This window comes from Streptomyces sp. NPDC005878, assembly GCF_040629815.1.
Lineage (GTDB): Bacteria > Actinomycetota > Actinomycetes > Streptomycetales > Streptomycetaceae > Streptomyces.
In genome coordinates this window covers 20831-41415 of sequence record NZ_JBEXWK010000012.1, presented here as the reverse complement: position 1 = coordinate 41415, position 20585 = coordinate 20831, and the positions used below count along the sequence as shown (strand labels likewise).

At 71.2% G+C, this 20585-nt stretch carries 16 protein-coding genes and 2 tRNA genes; 14 read left to right on the top strand and 4 right to left on the bottom strand.

What is annotated here, in order from left to right; all coding sequences use genetic code 11:
* The first annotated feature begins 85 nt into the window (after window positions 1-85).
* Window positions 86-1843: a serine/threonine-protein kinase gene (locus tag ABZ404_RS19455; protein ID WP_358831460.1), complete on the top strand. Its 1758-nt coding sequence runs from the start codon at window positions 86-88 to the stop codon at window positions 1841-1843.
* Here ABZ404_RS19455 and ABZ404_RS19450 read toward each other — a convergent pair.
* Window positions 1807-3294: an amino acid permease gene (locus ABZ404_RS19450; RefSeq protein WP_358831459.1), complete on the bottom strand. Its 1488-nt coding sequence runs from the start codon at window positions 3292-3294 to the stop codon at window positions 1807-1809. The genes ABZ404_RS19455 and ABZ404_RS19450 overlap by 37 nt on opposite strands.
* Window positions 3295-3510: 216 nt before the next feature.
* Here ABZ404_RS19450 and ABZ404_RS19445 point away from each other — a divergent pair, with 216 nt between their 5' ends.
* A complete protein-coding gene (locus tag ABZ404_RS19445) occupies window positions 3511-3999 on the top strand; it encodes a ribose-5-phosphate isomerase (protein WP_358831458.1) in 489 nt (162 codons plus the stop codon).
* A 9-nt stretch (window positions 4000-4008) separates the two neighbouring features.
* Window positions 4009-4818, top strand: coding sequence for a DNA-formamidopyrimidine glycosylase family protein (locus ABZ404_RS19440; protein ID WP_358831457.1), 810 nt, complete (start codon window positions 4009-4011; stop codon window positions 4816-4818).
* Between the two features lie 135 nt (window positions 4819-4953).
* Here the strand turns inward: ABZ404_RS19440 and ABZ404_RS19435 are convergent, their stop codons facing one another.
* Complete coding sequence (locus ABZ404_RS19435; protein ID WP_358831456.1) at window positions 4954-6183, bottom strand: GNAT family N-acetyltransferase; 1230 nt, start codon at window positions 6181-6183, stop codon at window positions 4954-4956.
* 107 nt (window positions 6184-6290) lie between these two features.
* On the opposite strand from ABZ404_RS19435, the gene ABZ404_RS19430 reads away from it, so the two are divergent.
* The 5 genes from ABZ404_RS19430 to ABZ404_RS19410 all read left to right on the top strand — a co-directional run bounded on the left by ABZ404_RS19430 (window position 6291) and on the right by ABZ404_RS19410 (window position 11610).
* Complete coding sequence (locus ABZ404_RS19430; protein ID WP_358831455.1) at window positions 6291-7436, top strand: PP2C family protein-serine/threonine phosphatase; 1146 nt, start codon at window positions 6291-6293, stop codon at window positions 7434-7436.
* 145 nt (window positions 7437-7581) lie between these two features.
* Entirely contained in the window at window positions 7582-8397 is an 816-nt protein-coding gene (locus ABZ404_RS19425; protein ID WP_358831454.1) for an ABC transporter ATP-binding protein, read from the top strand.
* Entirely contained in the window at window positions 8397-10823 is a 2427-nt protein-coding gene (locus ABZ404_RS19420) for an FtsX-like permease family protein (protein ID WP_358831453.1), read from the top strand. The genes ABZ404_RS19425 and ABZ404_RS19420 overlap by 1 nt, the downstream gene beginning before the upstream one ends.
* 5 nt (window positions 10824-10828) lie before the next feature.
* On the top strand, window positions 10829-11287 hold the full coding sequence (locus ABZ404_RS19415; protein ID WP_358831452.1) for an HD domain-containing protein: 459 nt from the start codon (window positions 10829-10831) through the stop codon (window positions 11285-11287).
* Window positions 11288-11415: 128 nt separating this feature from the next.
* Entirely contained in the window at window positions 11416-11610 is a 195-nt protein-coding gene (locus ABZ404_RS19410) for a hypothetical protein (RefSeq protein WP_067159004.1), read from the top strand.
* A gap of 82 nt (window positions 11611-11692) precedes the next feature.
* On the opposite strand, the gene ABZ404_RS19405 is transcribed toward ABZ404_RS19410, so the two are convergent.
* Window positions 11693-11766, bottom strand: a tRNA-Gly gene (locus ABZ404_RS19405).
* Between the two features lie 152 nt (window positions 11767-11918).
* On the opposite strand from ABZ404_RS19405, the gene ABZ404_RS19400 reads away from it, so the two are divergent.
* From ABZ404_RS19400 to clpX, 5 genes are all read left to right on the top strand, one after another.
* Window positions 11919-11995: transfer RNA gene (locus tag ABZ404_RS19400), tRNA-Pro, on the top strand.
* Window positions 11996-12194: 199 nt separating this feature from the next.
* Window positions 12195-13598, top strand: coding sequence for a trigger factor (gene tig / locus ABZ404_RS19395; RefSeq protein WP_358831451.1), 1404 nt, complete (start codon window positions 12195-12197; stop codon window positions 13596-13598).
* Between the two features lie 333 nt (window positions 13599-13931).
* On the top strand, window positions 13932-14549 hold the full coding sequence (locus tag ABZ404_RS19390) for an ATP-dependent Clp protease proteolytic subunit (protein ID WP_358831450.1): 618 nt from the start codon (window positions 13932-13934) through the stop codon (window positions 14547-14549).
* Between the two features lie 94 nt (window positions 14550-14643).
* Complete coding sequence (locus tag ABZ404_RS19385) at window positions 14644-15306, top strand: ATP-dependent Clp protease proteolytic subunit (RefSeq protein ID WP_101392375.1); 663 nt, start codon at window positions 14644-14646, stop codon at window positions 15304-15306.
* Between the two features lie 157 nt (window positions 15307-15463).
* Window positions 15464-16756: an ATP-dependent Clp protease ATP-binding subunit ClpX gene (clpX, locus tag ABZ404_RS19380; protein WP_067158960.1), complete on the top strand. Its 1293-nt coding sequence runs from the start codon at window positions 15464-15466 to the stop codon at window positions 16754-16756.
* Window positions 16757-16833: 77 nt separating this feature from the next.
* Here the strand turns inward: clpX and ABZ404_RS19375 are convergent, their stop codons facing one another.
* Window positions 16834-17751 (bottom strand): hypothetical protein, encoded by a 918-nt coding sequence (locus ABZ404_RS19375; protein ID WP_358831449.1) that lies wholly within the window; start codon window positions 17749-17751, stop codon window positions 16834-16836.
* Window positions 17752-17890: 139 nt separating this feature from the next.
* Between ABZ404_RS19375 and ABZ404_RS19370 the strand changes: the two genes are divergently transcribed.
* On the top strand, window positions 17891-20515 hold the full coding sequence (locus tag ABZ404_RS19370) for a valine--tRNA ligase (protein WP_358831448.1): 2625 nt from the start codon (window positions 17891-17893) through the stop codon (window positions 20513-20515).
* Window positions 20516-20585 lie beyond the last annotated feature (70 nt).

Sequence of the window (20585 nt, the reverse complement as noted above, 5' to 3'; positions counted from 1 at the left end):
ACAAGATTTCGCGGAATTATGCTGTGATGGTGGCAAGTTCGTGTTTCTGTCCTGGGCGTACCAGGTACTGAGGGGGCGGGCGGTAATGCCGGGAATTCGGGGGCTGTTGGTCGCGGGGCGATACCGGCTCGACGCCACGATCGGCCAGGGCGGAATGGGGCGGGTGTGGCGGGCGTTCGACGACGTCCTCGCCCGCCAGGTCGCCGTGAAGGAGATGCGGATGGGCGACCTCGACGCGGAGGACAGCCGCATCCGCCGCGAGCGCACCCTGCGCGAGGCGCGGGCGACGGCCCGGATCGACCATCCGAACGTGGTGCGCGTCCATGACGTGGTGGAGGAGTCCGACCGCCTCTGGATCGTGATGGAGCTGGTGGACGCGCGCTCCCTGGAGCAACTCCTCATCGAGGACGGGCCGGTGGCCCCGCGCGAGGCGGCGCGGATCGGCCTGGGCCTGGTGGAGGCGCTGCGGGAGGTGCACGCGGTGGGGGTCCTGCACCGGGACATCAAGCCGGGGAACGTCCTGCTGGGCCGGACCGGCCGGGTGGTCCTGACCGACTTCGGCATCGCGGCGATCCAGGACGCGGCGGCGCTGACGGTGGTGGGGATGCTGGTCGGCTCCCCGGACTACATGGCGCCGGAGCGGGTGGGGGGCCGTCCCCAGGGTCCGGCGTCGGACCTGTGGTCGCTCGGGGCGACGCTGTGCGCGGCGGTGGGCGGCCAGTCCCCGTTCGCCCGCGAGACGACCCTGTCGACGCTGCACGCGGTCCTGTACGAGGAGCCCGAACTCCCGCCCGCGGCGGGCCCCCTGACCCCCACCCTGGCGTCCCTCCTCAAGAAGGACCCGGCCGACCGCCCGACCCTGGACACCCTGTCGGCGCTCCTGCTCCCGATAGCGGCCCCACCCACACTCCTGTCCCCGGCCCCGCATCCCCCCACGGTGGCGGTACACCGAACGACTCCGAACCCCCCGCACGACGTACGCGACCGACCGCCACCGGCGCCCCCGGGGCAAGGCCCCGAGGAGGCCGCGGGGACCGAAACCCCGACGAACCAACCTGCCCCCGCACCGGAGGCACCCCCACCGGCCCCGGGGCGCGGCCCCGAGCGGGCCGCGGGGAACGAGGCCCCCGCGTGGGGGTTCGGGGGCGTAGCCCCGGTGAGCCCGGCTCTTCCCGCACCCGAAGTACCCCTTCCGCCCCCACCGGACCCGGGGCGTCAGCCCACCCCCCGGCCGCCCGCCCAGGGCTTCAGGGAAGGGGCGGGGTGGGGGAGTCGCCGCCGTGCGGCCCTCGCCGCCCTCGCCGTCACCGCCGTAGCGGCGACCACCACCCTCGTCCTCACCACCACCCACGACCGGGGCCACCCCACCCCCGGCCACACCCCCAGCCACGCCCCCACTCCCACCGTCGCCGGCACCTCCCGTCCCCCCGGCACCCGCGACGAGACCGGCTTCGCCTGGGCGCCCCCCGCGGCGTGGACGCGGACCGCCAAGAGCCCCTCCAACGTCCACTACCACGCCCCCGGCGGAAAACAGGAGATCGCCGCCTCGTACGCACTCGTACGCGGCGGCGATCTCCTCACCCAGTGGCAGGAAGCCGAACAGGGCTCCCACGACGTCCCGGGGTACCGCGCCATCCGGCTGGAGCGGACCACCTTCCACGGCCGTCCGGCCGTCGTGTGGGACTACCACTTCACTCAGGACGGCGCCCCCTGGAAGGCCCGCCAGACCGGCTTCGACCAGGGCGGCAAGTCGTACCAGATCAACATCTGGTACCTCGCCGCCACCGAGGACGAAGCCCTGCGCACCTACTCCGCGGTGACCTCGTCCTTCACACCGCTCTGAACGGCGGAGCCGCGCTGCGTGAAGTCCCGCACCAGCGCGATGGCCACGACCACGGCCGCCACCAGCAGCGACAGCAGCACCTGCTTGCGCCCGGCGTCGTCCGTCAGCATGTACACCAGCACGAACGAGATCATCGCGATCGTCGCCCACGTCAGATACGGGAAGAGCCACATCTTGACCGTCAGCTTCTCCGGCGTCTCGCGCAGGATGATCCCGCGCATCCGCAGCTGCGTGAAGCAGATGACCAGCCAGACGAACAGCGCGACCGCGCCCGAGGAGTTCAGCAGGAAGTCGAAGACGGTGTCGGGCCACTTGTAGTTGAAGAAGACCGCGACGAACCCGAAGAGGACCGAGCAGAGGATGGCCGCCTGCGGCACGCCCCGCGCGTTGGTACGGGCGAAGGCGCGCGGCGCGTCACCGCGCTGGCCGAGCGAGAAGGCCATGCGGGAGGCGGTGTACAGGCCGGAGTTGAGGCAGGAGAGCACCGCCGTCAGCACGATCACGTTCATGATCTGTCCGGCGTGCGGGATGCCGATCGAGTTGAGCGCGGCGACGTAGGAGCCGTCCTTGACGATCGCCGGGTCGTTCCACTTCAGCAGGGTGAGCACGACGAGGATCGAGCCGAGGTAGAAGACGCCGATACGCCAGATCACGCTGTTGGTGGCCTTGGTGACGGCGCGCTGCGGGTCCTCGGACTCACCGGCGGCCAGCGTGACGATCTCGCTGCCCATGAAGGAGAAGACGACCATCAGCACACCGGTGAGGATGGCCCCGGCGCCCTTCGGCATGAATCCGCCGGCATCGGTCAGATGCGCGAACCCGTCCCCGGGGTTGTCCGAGCCGGGCAGGATGCCGAAGACGGCGAGCAGCCCGATGGCGACGAAGGCGCCGATGGCGACGACCTTGATCCCCGCGAACCAGAACTCGAACTCTCCGTACGAGGAGACGGAGACGAGGTTGGTGGCCGTCAGCACGATCATCACGATCAGTGCCCAGCCCCACTGCGGGACCGCCCCGACCCAGCCGTGCAGGATCTTCGCCCCGGCGGTCGCCTCGACGGCGAGCACCACGACCCAGAAGAACCAGTAGAGCCAGCCGATGGAGAAGCCGGCCCAGCGGCCGAGCGCGCGGTCGGCGTAGGCCGAGAACGAGCCGGAGGTCGGCCGCGCGGCGGCCATCTCGCCCAGCATGCGCATGACGAAGACGACCATCAGGCCGACGAGCGCGTACGAGAGCAGGATGGCGGGACCGGCCGCGGCGATGCCGGAGCTGGAGCCGACGAAGAGCCCGGCGCCGATGACACCGCCGATGGCGATCATCGACAGATGACGGTTCTTGAGACCGGCCTGGAGGCCGCCTGAGCCGTGCGGGGCGCCGACGACGGGGGAGTCGGGCGTTCCGGGATCGCCCGGTCGGCCGTCTTCCTTCGCAAGGGAGGGTTGCGAGGTCATGGACGAATCCTTAGGTCTAAAGGTCGCTCGGGTTACGAACCAACGCATTGAAGCCCGGTACTCCCAGGTACGGAAGGCCTGACTCCGAATCGTGATGAGGGGCACAACCGCCCAAGTCGGGAGGAACAAGGTCATCGGCCGGGCCGTCGGCCACCGGGACGAGGCCCCTCACCCCGATGAACCCTGCCCGGCCGCTCGCATGCCACACTCGGGGGCATGCGCGTGTACCTCGGTTCAGACCATGCCGGATACGAACTCAAGAACCACCTGGTCGAATGGCTCACGGCCCATGGCCACGAGGCCGTCGACTGCGGTCCCCACATCTACGACGCCCAGGACGACTACCCGCCGTTCTGCCTGCGCGCCGCCGAGAAGACGGCCGCGGACCCGGACTCGCTGGGCATCGTGATCGGCGGCTCCGGCAACGGTGAGCAGATCGCCGCGAACAAGGTGAAGGGCGTACGGGCGGCCCTGGCCTGGAGCGAGCAGACGGCGGCGCTCGGCCGTGAGCACAACAACGCGAACGTGATCTCCATCGGTGGGCGGATGCACACCCAGGAGGAGGCGACCAAGTTCGTGGAGATCTTCCTGAGCACGCCGTACTCGAACGAGGAGCGCCACACGCGCCGCATCGAGATGCTGTCCGCGTACGAGACGACGGGCGAGCTCCCGGCGATCCCCGCGCACCACCCGCAGCAGGGCTGACCCGGCCCGATGCCCGAGGGTCATACGATCCACCGGCTGGCCGCCGACCACGCGGAGCGGTTCGGCGGCCGCCGGGTGCGCGCGTCCAGCCCGCAGGGCAAGTTCTCCGACGGCGCGGCCCTGGCCGACGGCCAGGTGCTGACGTCCGCCGAGGCGCACGGCAAGCACCTGTTCCTGGGCTTCGGCGGGACGGGCTGGATCCACGTCCACCTGGGCCTGTTCGGGAAGTACGCGCTCGGTGACGGTCCGCCGCCCCCGCCGACGGAGACGATCCGCCTGCGCCTCGCCGCCGGCACCGGATACGCCGACCTGCGCGGCCCGACGACCTGCGCGCTGATCACCGACCCCGAGAAGCGGGCGATACACGACCGGCTGGGCCCGGACCCGCTGCGCCCGTCCGACGACGGCGAGAAGGCGTGGGCGCGGATCTCGCGGAGCCGGACGACGATCGCGGCGCTGCTGATGGACCAGAAGGTCATCGCGGGCGTCGGGAACGTGTACCGGGCGGAGGTCCTGTTCCGCCACGGCGTGGATCCGTACCGGGCGGGCCGTGACGTGCTGCGTTCCGAGTGGGACGCGATGTGGGCGGACCTGGTGGGGCTGATGCGGGAGGGCGTGCGCCTGAACCGCATCGACACCGTGCGTCCGGAGCACACGCCCGAGGCGATGGGGCGCCCGCCGCGCGTGGACGACCACGGGGGCGAGGTGTACGTGTACCGCCGCGCGCACCTGCCGTGCCACGTCTGCGGCACGGAGATCCGCACGGCGGACCTGGCGGCGCGAAACCTGTTCTGGTGCCCCGGCTGCCAGACCGCCTGAGCCCCCTTACCCGAAAGCCTCCGGCGGCGGGTGGCTCGTCTGCGGGCCGTGCGTGACTGCGCGCGACCCACCGCGGCCCGCAGACGAAAGACAGACCGGCCGCCGGAGCCTTTCGGTAAGGGATGGGGCGGGGGCTCAGAACCCGTGCGGCAGCCACGGCGCCACCGGTGTCGTGAACGCCACCGACGCCTCCCGCAGGGCGCCCTCCCGCAGCTCCTGGACCTGCCCGGCCGCCGCGAGCGAGCCGAGGGACGAGCCCCCCAGGTAGGCCGCGCCCAACTCCCGTACCGACAGCGCCAGATCGGCCGCGTCAGTCGTGCGCGAGCACACCGCCCCCTTGGTGTCCCCGCTCAGCCGCCACCGCCCCGCGTTCCATCCGCAGAACGCGTCGGCCACCTCGAACACCACGTCCACCGGCGCCGAGTACGTCCGGGACGCCAGCGCCGCCCCGACGTCCACCAGCCGTACGTACATCCCGTCCCGCACCCGCGCCCCGCACCGCCGCACATCGGAGACGAGGTGCAGCAGCGGGTCGTCCACCGGGCGGTTGCCCGCCTTCACCGTCGACGTCAGGTCGATCTCGCAGAGGAAGCGCCACAGCGCGCCGTACACGGTGGGGTCGTCCGCGCCGATGTCCCGCAGCGTCACGACCCCCTTCGGCCCCGCCGCGTCCCACACCGGCTTGGTGTGGAAACGGACGTACCCCACGACCTCCCCGCCCCGCGAGGCGAGCACGCACTGCGCCGGCGACGCCCCGTCCCGCGAGTCCGCCGGGTCGAGCAGCGGATGCCGCTCCCAGCCCGGCGCACGCAGGAACCGGCCCGCGCGCGTCCCCGCCGCGCGCCCGTGGACCTCCTCGCACACCGAAGCGGCCTCGGCGACCGGCACGTACCGCAACGTCACGTCGTCCCCGCCGCCGGGCACCTCCACCCGCACCCGCGAGGAGTCGATCTCCAGCCCCAGCTGCTGGGTGGCCAGGCCGAACCCGAACCGGCCGTAGATCCCCGCCTCGGACGCCGTGAGCACGGCGAGCGACAGGCCCTCCTCGCGCAGCACGTCGAGCTGCGCCCGCATCATCGAGCGGAGGATCCCCCTGCGCCGGTGCGTCGCCGCGACCCCCACCGCGCTGACCGCGCCGGTCGGCACGAACCGGCCCCCCGGGACCTCCACCGACAGCGCGAAGGTCTGCGTCGTCCCGACGACGCGCTCCCCCTCGTACGCCGCCAGGCACCGCTTCCGGTCGATCACCGTGTGCCAGAACTCCTCCAGCTCCGGATCCTCCGGGACGCCCCCGAAAACCCGCTCCACCGCCGCGTACCACTCGTCGAAGTCGGCCGGGTCCAGCGCACGTACATCCACAGTCATACGCCATGACTACCAGCGCGTATGCCATCCGGTCGACCGGATTTCGAACGCATGGCCACAGGGGTCCCCCTGCGCACGCGCGCGTCCGCTGGATAGGGTCACCGGCAATGGCACGTCGCGCGGGAGCGGTCTCGTTCAGTGCCCGGTGGCGCAAGTCCGCGCACCGGGCACGCATCGCGCTGCGCAAGTCGGGGGTCGACTACTTCCGCGGCGACGGCTCGGACTGGATCGCCCTCGTGGGCCTCCTGCTCACCGTGCCCGCGATCGCCGGCGCCACACTCGTCTCACCCGTCTGGTGCGCCCCCAGCGCCCTCACCCTCCCCATCGTCGCGGGCGGCGTCCTGCTCCGCCCGGCGAGCCTGCTCGGGCTGTACGCGGCCGCCGCGCTCGCGCTGATCGTGGAGTCCGTCCAGCTCGGCCCGTACACCGAGGGCCCCGCCCGGGTCACCCCCGGCACCGTCCTGGTGGTCGCCGCGTGCGGCCTGTTCGGGCTGCTCATCGCCCAGTTCCGGGCCCGCGTCGGCGTGCCCTGGCGGCGCGGCGGCACCATGCTCTTCGACCTGCGCGAACGCATCCGCGTCCAGTCGGCGCTGCCGCGTCTGCCGCGCGGCTGGCACCGCGAGATGGCCCTGCGCCCGGCCGGCGGCCAGTCCTTCTCCGGCGACTTCGTCGTGGCCGCCAGGACCAACGGCAACCGCACCCTCGAAGTCGTCCTCACCGACGTCTCCGGCAAGGGCATGGACGCGGGCTCGCGCGCGCTGCTGCTGTCCGGCGCGTTCGGCGGCCTCCTCGGCTCGCTGCCGCCGCACGGCTTCCTGCCGGCCGCCAACGGCTATCTGCTCCGCCAGAACTGGGACGAGGGGTTCGCCACCTCCATCCACCTCGTCCTGGACCTCGACTCCGGCGACTACGAACTGCTCTCCGCCGGACACCTCCCCGCACTCCACCTCCAGGCCGGCTCCGGCCGCTGGCGCGAGGTGTCGGGGGAGGGCCCGCTGCTCGGGGTGTACGACCGGGCCGAGTTCCACCCGGTGAAGGGCTCCCTCGGCCCCGGCGACGTCCTGATGCTGTTCACGGACGGCCTGGTCGAGACGGCCGAACGCGATATCGCGGAGGGCATCGACCGCCTCACCGGCGAGGCCGACCGCTATGTCACGACCGGCTTCGAGGGCGCGGCCTGGCATCTGATCGAGGCGGTCGCGAAGGACGTCAACGACGACCGCGCCCTCCTGCTGATCAGGCGGGACGCCTGAGACACCCGGAAGCGGACGGGCCACCTCCGGCCCCGGGGTGGGGCTTTCCCCACCCCCGATCCGCCGGGAGCCGCCATGGTCCGCGACCTGCGGTGATCCGTAGCTTCGACGTATCGGAAACGTACGTACGAGGAGAGGCCGGGCGATGGCACTGCGATGGGGCAAGCGGCGGAACACACCGGTCGAGGGCGCCGAGGGCGACCCCGGCTGGGCCGTCGAGCTGCGCGGGGTGCGGCGCCAGTACGGGCGCGGCGGCTCGGCCGTGCACGCCCTGCGGGGGATCGACATCGCGCTGCCGCGCGGCAGCTTCACGGCGGTGATGGGGCCCTCGGGCTCCGGCAAGTCGACCTTCCTCCAGTGCGCGGCGGGCCTCGACCGGCCCACCGGCGGATCGGTGCGGCTCGGCGGGACCGAGATCACCGGCATGAGCGAGAACAAGCTGACCGAACTGCGCCGGGCCCGCCTCGGCTTCGTCTTCCAGGCCTTCAACCTGCTGCCGTCCCTCACCGTCGAGCAGAACGTGGTGCTGCCGATGCGCCTCGCGGGACGGCGCCCCGACCGGCGCCGGGCCGAGGAGCTGCTGGGGCAGGTGGGGCTCGCGGGCAAGGGGCGGCGACGGCCCGGGGAGCTGTCCGGCGGGCAGCAGCAGCGCGTGGCGATCGCCCGCGCCCTGGTGACCCGCCCGGACGTGGTCTTCGCGGACGAACCCACGGGCGCGCTGGACACCACGACCGCCGCCGAGGTGCTGACCCTGCTGCGCGCCGCCGTGGACGGCATGGGCGCGACCGTCGTCATGGTCACCCACGACCCCGGCGCCGCCGCCTACGCCGACCAGGTCCTCTTCCTCGCGGACGGCTCGATCGTCGACGCCCTCACCCGCGCCCCGGCGGCGGACATCGCCTCCCGGATGCGCTCCCTGACCGCCCGGCCCACGGCCGCCTACGCCGCAGCGGCCGCCTGATGCGCACCAACGGCCTCGCCCGCGCGGCGCTCCGCTTCAAGCCGTCCGCGTTCGCCGGGACCTTCATCGCCCTGTTCATGGCCGCGATGATCGTCTCCGCGTGCGGGATCCTCCTGGAGACCGGGCTGCGCGCCTCCGTCCCGGCCGAGCGGTACGCGGGCGCCCCCGTGATCGCCGCCGCCGACCAGTGGGCCCACTACACCACCGGCAGCGGCGAGGACCGGGAGACCGCGTCCGTCGCGCTGCCCGACAAGGCCCGCCTCGACGCCGCCCTCACCGCCCGCGCGGCCTCGGCCCCCGGCGCCGCCACCGCGATCGCGGACGTCTCCTTTCCCGTACGGAAGGCAGACGCGCCCGGCACCGCCCACGGCTGGGGCTCGACCGCCTTCACCGGGACGAAGCTCACCTCCGGCACCCCGCCCCGCACCGGCCAGGTGGTGACCGGCGACGGCGCCGCCCCCGGACAGCGCGTGACCCTCGACACCCCCTCCGGCACCCGGCAGTTCACGGTGTCCGGCACCACCGACAGCCCCGGCACGGTGTGGTTCGCCGACACCCAGGCCCTCGCCCTCTCCGGGCACCCAGGCAAGGCCGACGCCATCGCGGTGCTGCCCAGGCCCGGCGTCAGCGCCTCCGCGCTCGCCGCCCAGGTCGCCCAGCGGCTCGGGGACGCCGCCGAGGTCCACACCGGCGACGACCGGGGCTCCGTCGAGACCCCGGGCCTGGCCTACGCCAAGGAGATGCTGACCGCGCTCGGCGGCTCCTTCGGCGGCGTGGCCACGGCCGTCGCCGTCTTCACCGCCGCCGGGACCGTGACCCTCTCGGTGGGCCAGCGCCGCCGCGAGTACGCCCTGCTGCGCGCCATCGGCGCGACCCCGCGCCAGATCCGGCGCACCATCGCCACCGAGACCCTGCTCGTCGCCCCGCTCGCCGGGGCCCTCGGCTGCCTGCCCGGCGTGGCGCTGGCGACCTGGTGGTTCGGCCAGCTCCGCGACAAGGGCGCGATCCCGGGGGCCGTGGAGCTCTCGGTGTCGTGGATCCCGCTGCTGGCGGCGGGCGGCGCGGCCGTGCTGACCTCCTTCCTCTCCGGCTACCTGGCGGCCCGCCGCCCCTCCCGCGTCAAGCCCGGCGAGGCCCTGCGGGACGCGTCCGTGGAGCGGCTGCGGCCCGGCTGGATCCGCACCCCGCTGGGCGTGGCGGCCCTGGGCGGCGGCATCGCGCTCTCGGGTGTGGCCGCCGCCGAGAAGGGCGAGGACGCCGCCAACGCGGCCCTGGGCGTGGTCATGCTGTTCATGCTGGCCGTGGCGCTGCTCGGCCCGCTGATCGCCCGGGCCTGCGCGGGACTGTTCGGGCTGCCGCTGCGCGCGGCGGGCGCCCCGGCCTCGCTCGCGGCCGCCAACTCCCGCACCAACGCCCGCCGGCTGGCCTCCGCGATCACCCCGATCGTGCTGGCGATGGCGTTCTCCTCCACCCTCGTCTTCCTGCACACCAGCGAGGACCGCGTCACCGAGAAGCAGCAGCGGGCGGGCCTCGTCGCGGACCGCGTGATCACCGGCCCGGACGGTCTGGCCCCGGACGCCGTGGCGCGGGCGAAGGCCACCCCGGGCGTCACCACGGCGGTGGGCCTGACCCGTACGTCCGTGCTGGTCCACTCCGGCGGCAGCCTCCAGCCGGTCTCCACCCAGGGCTTCACCGGCACGGGCGCGGACCTGGCCCGCGTCCAGGACCTGGGCGTACGCACGGGCTCCCTCACCGCCCTGGTGCCCGGCACGGTCGCCCTCGACAAGACCCTCGCCGCCGACCTGAAGACCCGCGTCGGAAGCCGTCTCGCCCTGCTCCTGCCCGACGGCACGAAAGCCTCCCCGACGGTCGTGGCCACGTACGCGAGGGGCCTGGGCCTGTCCCAGGTCACCCTCCCGCAGAGCGACCTGGCGCCCCACACCACCACCGTGCGCGCCCCCACGGAACTCCTCATCGAGGGCGCCGTCCACCCCGCCGCGCTGGCGCCGCTCGGCACGGTCACGGACGCGGCCGGCTACGCCACGGCCAAGAGCCTGGACCGCGAGCTGAACGCCTGGGCCAACGCCACCATGGCGGCCGTCCTCGGCGGCTTCGCGGCCGTCGCCGCGGCGAACACGCTGGTCATGACCGTCCTGGACCGCCGCCGCGAGCTCGGCACCCTGCGCCTGATCGGCACCACCCGCCGCCAGGTCCTGGGCATGGTCCGCTGGGAGGCCCTGCTGGTGACCTCGGCGGGCCTGGTGCTCGGCACGGCCATCGCGCTGGCCACCCTCTTCCCGATGACCAACGGCCTGACCGGCGAGAACCCCTACATCCCGCCCTTCCTGTACGGCTCGTTCGCCGCCGGCGTCCTGGGCCTGGGCCTCGCCTCCACGGCGCTCCCCGCCCGCGCGGCCCTACGCTGAACCGCATGCTCACACTCCCCGAGGTCGAGGCCGTCGCACGGGCGGCCCACGCGGATCAGACCGACAAGGCGGGCCGCCCCTACACCGAACACCTGGCGGCCGTGGCCGAGCGCGTACGTGCGCGCGGCGGCAGCGAGGCGCAGATCGCGGCGGCCTGGCTGCACGACTCGGTGGAGGACGCGGCCCTGCCGCCGGGCTGGCTGGAGGAGGCGGAACTGGCGCCCGGGGTGCGGGAGATGGTGAGGGCGCTCACCAAGGAGCCCGGCGAGGATCTTCGGACGTACACGGCCAGGATTCTCGCCACCCCGGGAGCGCTGCTGGTCAAGGAGGCGGACCTGGCCCACAACGCGGACCCGGCCCGCCTCGCCGTCCTCGACCCGGCGACCCGCTCCCGCCTCACCCGCAAGTACGCCACCACCCGCGCGCTCCTGGAACTCCCGGACCCGCACGCACGTTTGGGGTGATGCATACCTTGGCTATGTGTCAGGCGGCAGGACCTGGAGGGGTGTTGGTGGCACGATGGACCCCGCGGGGTGTGCTCGGCGGCACACTCCGGGCCGGCAAGGCGGACCGACCAAGGGTGTGATCAGTTGTGGCCATTTCACTGTCTGTGGTGCTGCTGTTGGCGATCGTCCTCGTGGTGATGATCCGCGGCGGTTCCATCAAGACCGGCCCGGCCATAGTCGCCGCGCTCTTCGGATTCTTCATGGCGTCGACCGGAATGGCGCCGTCGATACAGCGCTTCCTGAACTCGCTCGCGGACACGATCAACCAGATCAAGTTCTGAGCGGACGGCGTTCTCGCGACGCGCTCGGGGAGACCCGGGAAACACCTCGGGCCCGATGAGACTGGTCACCGGGCCCGAGGGGTGGAGCGGGCGACGGGAATCGAACCCGCGTAGCTAGTTTGGAAGACTAGGGCTCTACCATTGAGCTACGCCCGCGTGCGCCGCGCCGCAGGTCGGGAACGACCGCGGCACGAAGAGCATCGTAGCGGGTCACCCCCCGCGCGCGCACACCGCGTCCGGCCGCGCGGCCCGCCGCGGAAAGCGGCCGACGTATTCCTCGCGGGCATGTACCCTACGTGTCGCACCGACGGGGTGTGGCGCAGCTTGGTAGCGCGTCCGCTTTGGGAGCGGAAGGCCGTGGGTTCAAATCCCGCCACCCCGACCAGCGCCTCGCACGATCTTCGGAGCGCGCCTTGCGTGATCTCCGCACACAAGATCACATTGTGGGTGACATCCCGCTTGCGGTTACTATGCAAGCTGCGTGCCCGTGTGTCTGATGAATCCGATGAACCGGGCCCGATCCGCCCGCGGCCGTCGGCCACCGGGTAGAACCCCCCAGAAGTCAGCCACAAGGAGACCGAACCGTGAAGAGCGCCGTGGAGACCCTGAACCCGACTCGGGTTCGGCTCACTGTCGAGGTGCCCTTCGAGGAGCTCAAGGACAGCCTCGACGCGGCGTACAAGAAGATCAACCAGCAGGTCACGGTCAAGGGCTTCCGCAAGGGCAAGATCCCGGCCCGCGTCATCGACCAGCGGTTCGGCCGTGGTGCTGTGCTGGAGGAGGCCGTCAACGACGCCCTCCCGAAGTTCTACACCGAGGCGGTCACCGAGGCCGAGCTGAACCCGCTGGGCCAGCCGGAGGTCGACATCACGGAGCTGAAGGACGGCGAGACGCTGAACTTCACCGCCGAGGTCGACATCCGCCCGACCATCGAGATCCCGGACTACTCGGGCATCGAGGTCACCGTCGACGCCGTCGAGGTCTCCGACGAGGACGTCGAGAAGGCCGTCTCCGACCTGCGTGAGCGCTTCGCCTCGACCTCCCCGGTCGAGCGCGCCGCCCAGGACGGCGACGTCGTGACGATCGACCTGGAGGCCAAGGTCGACGGCGAGGTCCTGGAGGACGGCGTCGCCGAGGGTGTCTCGTACACCATCGGCTCCGGCGAGCTCCTCGACGGCATCGACGAGGCCGTCAAGGGCCTGGAGGCCGGTGGCGAGGCCACCTTCACCTCCCAGCTCAAGGGCGGCTCGGCCGAGGGCAAGGACGCCGAGGTCACCGTCAAGGTCACCCAGGTCGCCGCGCGCGAACTGCCGGAGCTGGACGACGACTTCGCGCAGCTCGCCTCCGAGTTCGACACCCTCGACGAGCTCAAGGCCGACAGCCGCAAGCGCCTCGAGAACATGAAGCAGTTCGACCAGGCCACCCAGGCCCAGGAGCGCGTGCTCGACGAGCTGCTGAAGATCACCGAGGTCCCGATCCCCGAGAAGCTCCTCGCGGACGAGATCCAGACGCGCAAGCACAACCTCGAGCACCACCAGCTCGGCCAGATGGGCCTCGACCTCGCCAAGTACCTGGAGATCCAGGGCAAGACGCAGGAAGAGTTCGACGCCGAGACCGAGGAAGCGGCCGTCAAGGGCATCAAGACGCAGTTCATCCTCGACGAGCTCGTCAACAAGGAGAAGCTGAACGTCAACCAGGAGGAGCTCACCGAGCACCTGGTGCGCCGTGCCGCCTCCTCCGGCATGTCCCCCGACCAGTTCGCCCAGGCCGTCGTCGAGGGCGGCCAGGTGCCGATGCTCGTCGGCGAGGTCGCCCGCGGCAAGGCGCTGGCCGTGGTCGTCGAGTCCGCCAAGGTCGTCGACACCAACGGTGAGGTCGTCGACCTGGAGGACGACGAAGACGAGGCCGCCGAGGCCGCCGAGGCCGGCGAGACGGAGGCCGTGGAGGCCGCCGCCGACGCCGACGCCGAGGAGAAGACCGAGGCCTGAGCCTCGACCGCACCTCGTACGCCAGGCACCGCCTGACCACGTACGACGTACGCAAGGAGGGGCCCGCGACGCAGCCGCGTCCGGGCCCTTCCGCGTACCCGCCCCGGGGCGGCGCCCGCACGCCCCGTGGCCGGTTCCGCACGGGCCCGCCCTTCAACCACCTTGCGCTCCGAGCGAACAGTTCGGGAACCGGGATGGCGTTGTCCTACCTGCGCGTTAGGGTCCATGAATACGGGGGTGGAGTCAGCCGGTGACGAGTCGGCCCCAAAGGCCCCGCCCTCTGAACGAAGACGCTGAGACGGTTGAAGCCGTCAGAGACGAGCAGGTGGATACGTGACGAATCTGATGCCTTACGCCGCCGGCGAGCCGTCCCTCGGTGGTGGCCTCGGCGACCATGTCTACAACCGGCTGCTCAACGAGCGCATCATCTTCCTCGGCCAGCAGGTCGACGACGACATCGCGAACAAGATCACGGCGCAGCTGCTCCTCCTGGCCGCCGAGCCGGAGAAGGACATCTACCTCTACATCAACAGCCCCGGCGGCTCGGTGACGGCCGGCATGGCGATCTACGACACCATGCAGTACATCCCGAACGACGTGGTCACGATCGGTATGGGCATGGCGGCCTCGATGGGCCAGTTCCTGCTCACCGGCGGCGCCCCCGGCAAGCGCTTCGCCCTGCCGAACACCGACATCCTGATGCACCAGGGCTCCGCCGGCATCGGCGGCACCGCCTCGGACATCAAGATCCAGGCCGAGTACCTGCTGCGTACGAAGACGCGCATGGCGGAGATCACCGCCCGCCACTCGGGCCAGACGGTGGAGACGATCATCCGCGACGGCGACCGCGACCGCTGGTACACGGCGGAAGAGGCCAAGGAGTACGGCCTCATCGACGAGATCATGGCCCACGCGGCCGGTGTTCCTGGCGGCGGCGGCACCGGGGCCTGAGCCCCGTCCCCCGGCTCCGAGCGAGCCGGGGACCCCAGCCCCGGCCCCGAAGCCCCCGAGCCCACCGAACGCCACCAGGATGGTGAACCCCGACATGCAGAACAACCTCTCCGCAAGCGGCCTCTACACCGGCCCGCAGGTGGACAACCGCTACATCGTGCCGCGCTTCGTCGAGCGCACCTCGCAGGGCGTGCGCGAGTACGACCCGTACGCGAAGCTGTTCGAGGAGCGCGTGATCTTCCTCGGCGTGCAGATCGACGACGCCTCCGCCAACGACGTCATGGCGCAGCTGCTGTGCCTGGAGTCGATGGACCCGGACCGCGACATCTCGATCTACATCAACAGCCCCGGCGGCTCGTTCACGGCCCTCACGGCCATCTACGACACGATGCAGTTCGTGAAGCCCGACATCCAGACCGTCTGCATGGGCCAGGCGGCCTCCGCCGCCGCCGTGCTGCTCGCCGCGGGCACCCCCGGCAAGCGCATGGCCCTGCCCAACGCGCGCGTGCTGATCCACCAGCCGTCCTCGCAGACCGGCCGCGAGCAGCTCTCCGACCTGGAGATCGCGGCCAACGAGATCCTGCGCATGCGCAGCCAGCTGGAGGAGATGCTCGCCAAGCACTCCACCACGCCCATCGAGAAGATCCGGGACGACATCGAGCGGGACAAGATCCTCACCGCCGAGGACGCCCTGGCGTACGGTCTGGTCGACCAGATCGTGTCGACCCGCAAGACGACGTCGGCCGCGGCCGCCTGACGCGGCCGGATCCCCTGGCGCGGCGCACTCGGACGGTCCCCGTCGAAGTGAACCGCGCCAAGGGGGGCCCGAACGGGGGGCCAGGCAAGGTACCGTCGGATATGAGGCACCAGGAGCCGCTGAACGTGGCGTCTCCCAGGCGAAGGGGAAGCACCTCGTGGCACGCATCGGTGATGGCGGCGACCTGCTCAAGTGCTCGTTCTGCGGCAAGAGCCAGAAGCAGGTGAAGAAGCTCATCGCAGGCCCCGGTGTGTACATCTGCGACGAGTGCATCGATCTCTGCAACGAGATCATCGAGGAGGAGCTCGCGGAGTCCTCCGAGGTGCGGTGGGAGGAACTGCCCAAGCCGCGCGAGATCTACGAGTTCCTGGAGAGCTACGTGGTGGGCCAGGAGCCCGCCAAGAAGGCGCTCTCCGTGGCGGTCTACAACCACTACAAGCGCGTCCAGGCCGGTGAGAACGGCGGCGCGCAGGGCCGTGACGACGCGATCGAACTCGCGAAGTCCAACATCCTGCTGCTCGGCCCCACCGGCTCGGGCAAGACCCTGCTCGCCCAGACCCTGGCCCGCATGCTGAACGTCCCGTTCGCCATCGCGGACGCCACGGCGCTCACGGAGGCGGGCTATGTCGGCGAGGACGTCGAGAACATCCTCCTGAAGCTCATCCAGGCCGCCGACTACGACGTCAAGAAGGCCGAGACGGGCATCATCTACATCGACGAGATCGACAAGGTCGCCCGGAAGAGCGAAAACCCGTCGATCACGCGCGATGTCAGCGGCGAGGGCGTCCAGCAGGCGCTGCTGAAGATCCTGGAGGGCACCACGGCCTCCGTGCCCCCGCAGGGCGGGCGCAAGCACCCCCACCAGGAGTTCATCCAGATCGACACGACGAACGTGCTGTTCATCGTGGGCGGCGCCTTCGCGGGCCTGGAGAAGATCATCGAGTCCCGGGCCGGCGCGAAGGGCATCGGCTTCGGCGCGACGATCCGCTCCAAGCGGGAGATCGAGGCCAGCGACCAGTTCCAGGAGGTCATGCCGGAGGACCTGGTGAAGTTCGGGATGATCCCCGAGTTCATCGGCCGCCTCCCCGTGCTGACCTCGGTCCACAACCTCGACCGCGAGGCGCTCCTCCAGATCCTGGTCGAGCCGCGCAACGCGCTGGTGAAGCAGTACCAGCGCCTGTTCGAACTCGACGGCGTGGAGCTGGACTTCGACCGCCCCGCCCTGGAGGCCATCGCCGACCAGGCGATCCTGCGCGGCACGGGGGCGCGCGGTCTGCGCGCGATCATGGAGGAAGTCCTGATGTCGGTGATGTACGAGGTCCCGTCCCGCAAGGACGTGGCCCGCGTCGTCATCACCTCGGACGTGGTCCACAACAACGTCAACCCGACGCTGGTACCGCGCGAGCCGCGCATCGTGAAGAACGACGGGCGGCACGAGAAGTCGGCGTAGCCGACCTGCCCCGGCAACGGAAAGGGCGCCCGGCCGGTGGGATCTCCCACCGGCGGGCGCCCTTCGCGTTGCCGCTGTTACTTCTTCACGCGCGCGGTGTTGTAGAGCTTCGCGGCGAGGTCGGCGACCTGGTCGGTGGGCATGACCGTGCCACCGCCCTTGCCGAGCACCGCCGCCATGTCGACGGCTTCCACTACACCGACGGTGGAGTAGTCCGACCAGACGCAGATCGGGATCTCGGCGGTCTTGGAGTTCTTGGTGCTGGTGATCTTGGCGTTCTGGCACTTCATCAGCGCGCCGGAGAACCCGGCGGGCTTGACGGTCGTACGGCTGCCGACCAGCTCGGTCTTGGTGTCGCTCTTCTTGTCGTCGTCACCCTTCGCAAGCCTCGCGAACGTGGCGTCGAGCGACTCGGCGGGGTCACTGACCTCGCCGTAGAAGCCGGCGAAGATCAGCATCTTGCCGCCGAACGGGTTCGCGGGGTCGGAGGCCACCTTGTAGGTTTTGCTCACCTGGGCGGGGTCCTTGATGCCCCTCCCCTCGGCTTCCTTCTTGTCCTTCTCCGACATCGTCTTCTCGCCGGAAGAGGACCCGGAGCTCTTGTACTCGCCGACCGACTCGGGCGCGACCAGCTTGTAGCCCTTGGTGCTCGCCGAGACGTCGCCGTTGCCGCCGCCCGAGCCCTTCGTCATGAAGTACACGCCACCGCCGACCGCCGCGATCGCGACCACGACGGCCGTGACGATCAGGCCGGTCTTCTTCTTCGGCGGCGCCGGCGGCGGCATCATGGGCGCGCCGTAGGGCGGCTGCTGGCCGTACTGGGGCTGCTGGGCCGGGTAGCCGTAGCCCTGCTGGGGCGGGACGCCCTGCGGGGGCTGCTGCGGGTAGCCGTACGCGGGCTGGGGCTGCCCGTACGGTTGCTGCGGCGGCTGCTGACCGTACGGGCCGGGCTGCTGGGGCTGGCCGCCGTACGGGCCCGGCTGGTTGTAGCTCATTGCTGGGATTCCCCCTAGGGATGCTTATCCGATCCCGACATCCTCGCGGACGGCCCGCCCGCACAGCGCATCGGGGGGCCGACCGTTACCAAAGATTCCCGTTTCAGTACCGGCCCGTGACACCCCTAAACTGGGGCCCGTGACCGAGAACACTCAGCAGCAGAATCCAGCGCCCACCACCGAACTGCCGACCCAGTACGCGCCGGCCCAGGTAGAGGGGGAGCTGTACGAGCGCTGGGTGGAGCGCGGTTACTTCGAGGCCGACGCCAAGAGCGACAAGCCTCCGTACACCATCGTCATCCCGCCGCCCAACGTCACCGGCAGCCTGCACCTGGGCCACGCCTTCGAGCACACGCTGATCGACGCCCTCACCCGCCGCAAGCGCATGCAGGGGTACGAGACGCTGTGGCAGCCGGGCATGGACCACGCCGGTATCGCCACCCAGAACGTCGTCGAGCGCGAGCTCGCCAAGGAGGGCAAGTCCCGGCACGACCTGGGGCGCGAGGCGTTCATCGAGCGCGTCTGGCAGTGGAAGGGCGAGTCGGGCGGCCAGATCTCCGGGCAGATGCGGCGCCTCGGTGACGGTGTCGACTGGTCGCGTGAGCGGTTCACCATGGACGAGGGCCTGTCCGAGGCCGTCCAGACCATCTTCAAGAAGCTCTACGACGACGAGCTGATCTACCGCGCCGAGCGCATCATCAACTGGTGCCCGCGCTGTCTGACCGCGATCTCCGACATCGAGGTCGAGTACCAGGACGACGACGGCGAGCTCGTCTCCATCCGGTACGGGGACGGCGACGCGTCCATCGTCGTCGCCACCACCCGCGCCGAGACGATGCTCGGTGACACGGCCGTCGCGGTCCACCCCGAGGACGAGCGGTACCGGCACCTCGTCGGCACCGAGATCGAGCTGCCGCTCACCGGTCGCCGCATCCCGGTCGTCGCGGACGAGCACGTCGACCCCGAGTTCGGCACCGGCGCCGTCAAGGTGACCCCGGCGCACGACCCGAACGACTTCGAGATCGGCCAGCGCCACGGCCTGCCCAATCTCGCCGTCATGGACGAGCACGCGGTCATCACCGTCCACGGCCCCTTCCAGGGCCTGGACCGGCTTGAGGCCCGCTCCGCCATCGTCGCCGCGCTGCGCGCCGAGGGCCGGGTCGTCGCCGAGAAGCGTCCGTACACCCACTCCGTGGGCCACTGCTCGCGCTGCAAGACCACCATCGAGCCGCGTCTGTCGATGCAGTGGTGGGTCAAGGTCGGCCCGCTCGCCAAGGCCGCCGGTGACGCGGTCCGCGACGGCAAGGTCAAGATCCACCCGCAGGAGATGGAGAAGCGGTACTTCGACTGGGTCGACAACCTCCACGACTGGTGCATCTCGCGCCAGCTGTGGTGGGGCCACCGCATCCCCGTCTGGTACGGCCCGAACGGCGAGATCGTCTGCGTCGGACCGGACGAGGAGGCGCCGAGCGGCGAGGGGTGGCGCCAGGACACCGACGTCCTGGACACCTGGTTCTCCTCGGGCCTGTGGCCCTTCTCCACGCTCGGCTGGCCGCAGCAGACCGAGAGCCTGGCGAAGTTCTACCCGAACTCCGTCCTGGTCACCGGCTACGACATCCTCTTCTTCTGGGTCGCCCGGATGATGATGTTCGGTCTGTACGCGATGGACGGCACTCCGCCGTTCCACACCATCGCCCTGCACGGCATGGTCCGCGACCAGTTCGGCAAGAAGATGTCGAAGTCCTTCGGCAACGCGGTCAACCCGCTCGACTGGATGGACACCTACGGCTCCGACGCCGTCCGCTTCACCCTGGCGCGCGGCGCCAACCCGGGTGTGGACGTCCCGATCGGCGAGGACTGGGTCCAGGCGTCCCGCAACTTCGCCAACAAGATCTGGAACGCGACGCGTTTCGCGCTGATGAACGGCGCCACCGTCGAGGGTGAACTGCCGCCCGTCGAGGAGCTGTCGGCGGCCGACCGGTGGATCCTGTCGCGGCTCAACAAGAGCGTGGCCGAGGTCGACGGCCTCTACGAGGACTACCAGTTCTCGAAGCTGTCCGAGGCCCTGTACCACTTCGCGTGGGACGAGGTCTTCGACTGGTACGTCGAGCTGTCGAAGACGACGTTCTTCGGGGGCGGTGAGCCGGCGAAGGTCTCCGGCCGGGTCCTCGGCGAGGTCCTGGACGTCACCCTGCGGCTGCTGCACCCCGTCGTCCCCTTCGTCACCGACACCCTGTGGACGACGCTGACCGGCGGCGAGTCGCTCGTCATCGCCGACTGGCCCGCCGACAGCGGCTTCCGGGACGAGGCAGCCGAGCGGGAGATCGAGCTGGTCCAGCAGGTCGTCACCGAGGTGCGCCGGTTCCGTTCGGACCAGGGGCTCCAGCCGGGCCAGAAGGTCCCGGCCGAGCTGACCCTGGACGGGACGGCGCTGGCTCCGCACGAGGCGGCCATCCGCCAGCTGCTCCGCCTCCAGCCGGCGGGCGAGGGCTTCCACGCCACCGCCTCGCTGCCGGTCGCGGGCGCGACCGTGGCGCTGGACCTGTCCGGCACGATCGACGTCGAGGCCGAGCGCAAGCGCCTGGCCAAGGACCTCGCGGCGGCCGAGAAGGAGAAGGCGCAGGCGAACGGCAAGCTCGGCAACGAGGCGTTCCTGGCGAAGGCGCCGGACAACGTGGTCGACAAGATCCGTACGCGTCTTGCCAAGGCCGAGGCGGACATCGAGCGGATCACGGCGCAGCTGGCGAACCTGCCGCAGGCGTAGCGAAGGCCGTGTGCGAGTGAGGGGCCCCGGACCGTCGTACGGTCCGGGGCCCCGTCGCGTCCGCGCCCCC

Coding starts and splice junctions, on each gene's coding strand:
- ABZ404_RS19455 (WP_358831460.1), top strand. CDS start 86: ATGCCGGGAATTCGGGGGCTGTTGGTCGCGGGGCGATACCGGCTCGAC.
- ABZ404_RS19450 (WP_358831459.1), bottom strand. CDS start 3,294: ATGACCTCGCAACCCTCCCTTGCGAAGGAAGACGGCCGACCGGGCGAT.
- ABZ404_RS19445 (WP_358831458.1), top strand. CDS start 3,511: ATGCGCGTGTACCTCGGTTCAGACCATGCCGGATACGAACTCAAGAAC.
- ABZ404_RS19440 (WP_358831457.1), top strand. CDS start 4,009: ATGCCCGAGGGTCATACGATCCACCGGCTGGCCGCCGACCACGCGGAG.
- ABZ404_RS19435 (WP_358831456.1), bottom strand. CDS start 6,183: ATGACTGTGGATGTACGTGCGCTGGACCCGGCCGACTTCGACGAGTGG.
- ABZ404_RS19430 (WP_358831455.1), top strand. CDS start 6,291: ATGGCACGTCGCGCGGGAGCGGTCTCGTTCAGTGCCCGGTGGCGCAAG.
- ABZ404_RS19425 (WP_358831454.1), top strand. CDS start 7,582: ATGGCACTGCGATGGGGCAAGCGGCGGAACACACCGGTCGAGGGCGCC.
- ABZ404_RS19420 (WP_358831453.1), top strand. CDS start 8,397: ATGCGCACCAACGGCCTCGCCCGCGCGGCGCTCCGCTTCAAGCCGTCC.
- ABZ404_RS19415 (WP_358831452.1), top strand. CDS start 10,829: ATGCTCACACTCCCCGAGGTCGAGGCCGTCGCACGGGCGGCCCACGCG.
- ABZ404_RS19385 (WP_101392375.1), top strand. CDS start 14,644: ATGCAGAACAACCTCTCCGCAAGCGGCCTCTACACCGGCCCGCAGGTG.
- ABZ404_RS19375 (WP_358831449.1), bottom strand. CDS start 17,751: ATGAGCTACAACCAGCCGGGCCCGTACGGCGGCCAGCCCCAGCAGCCC.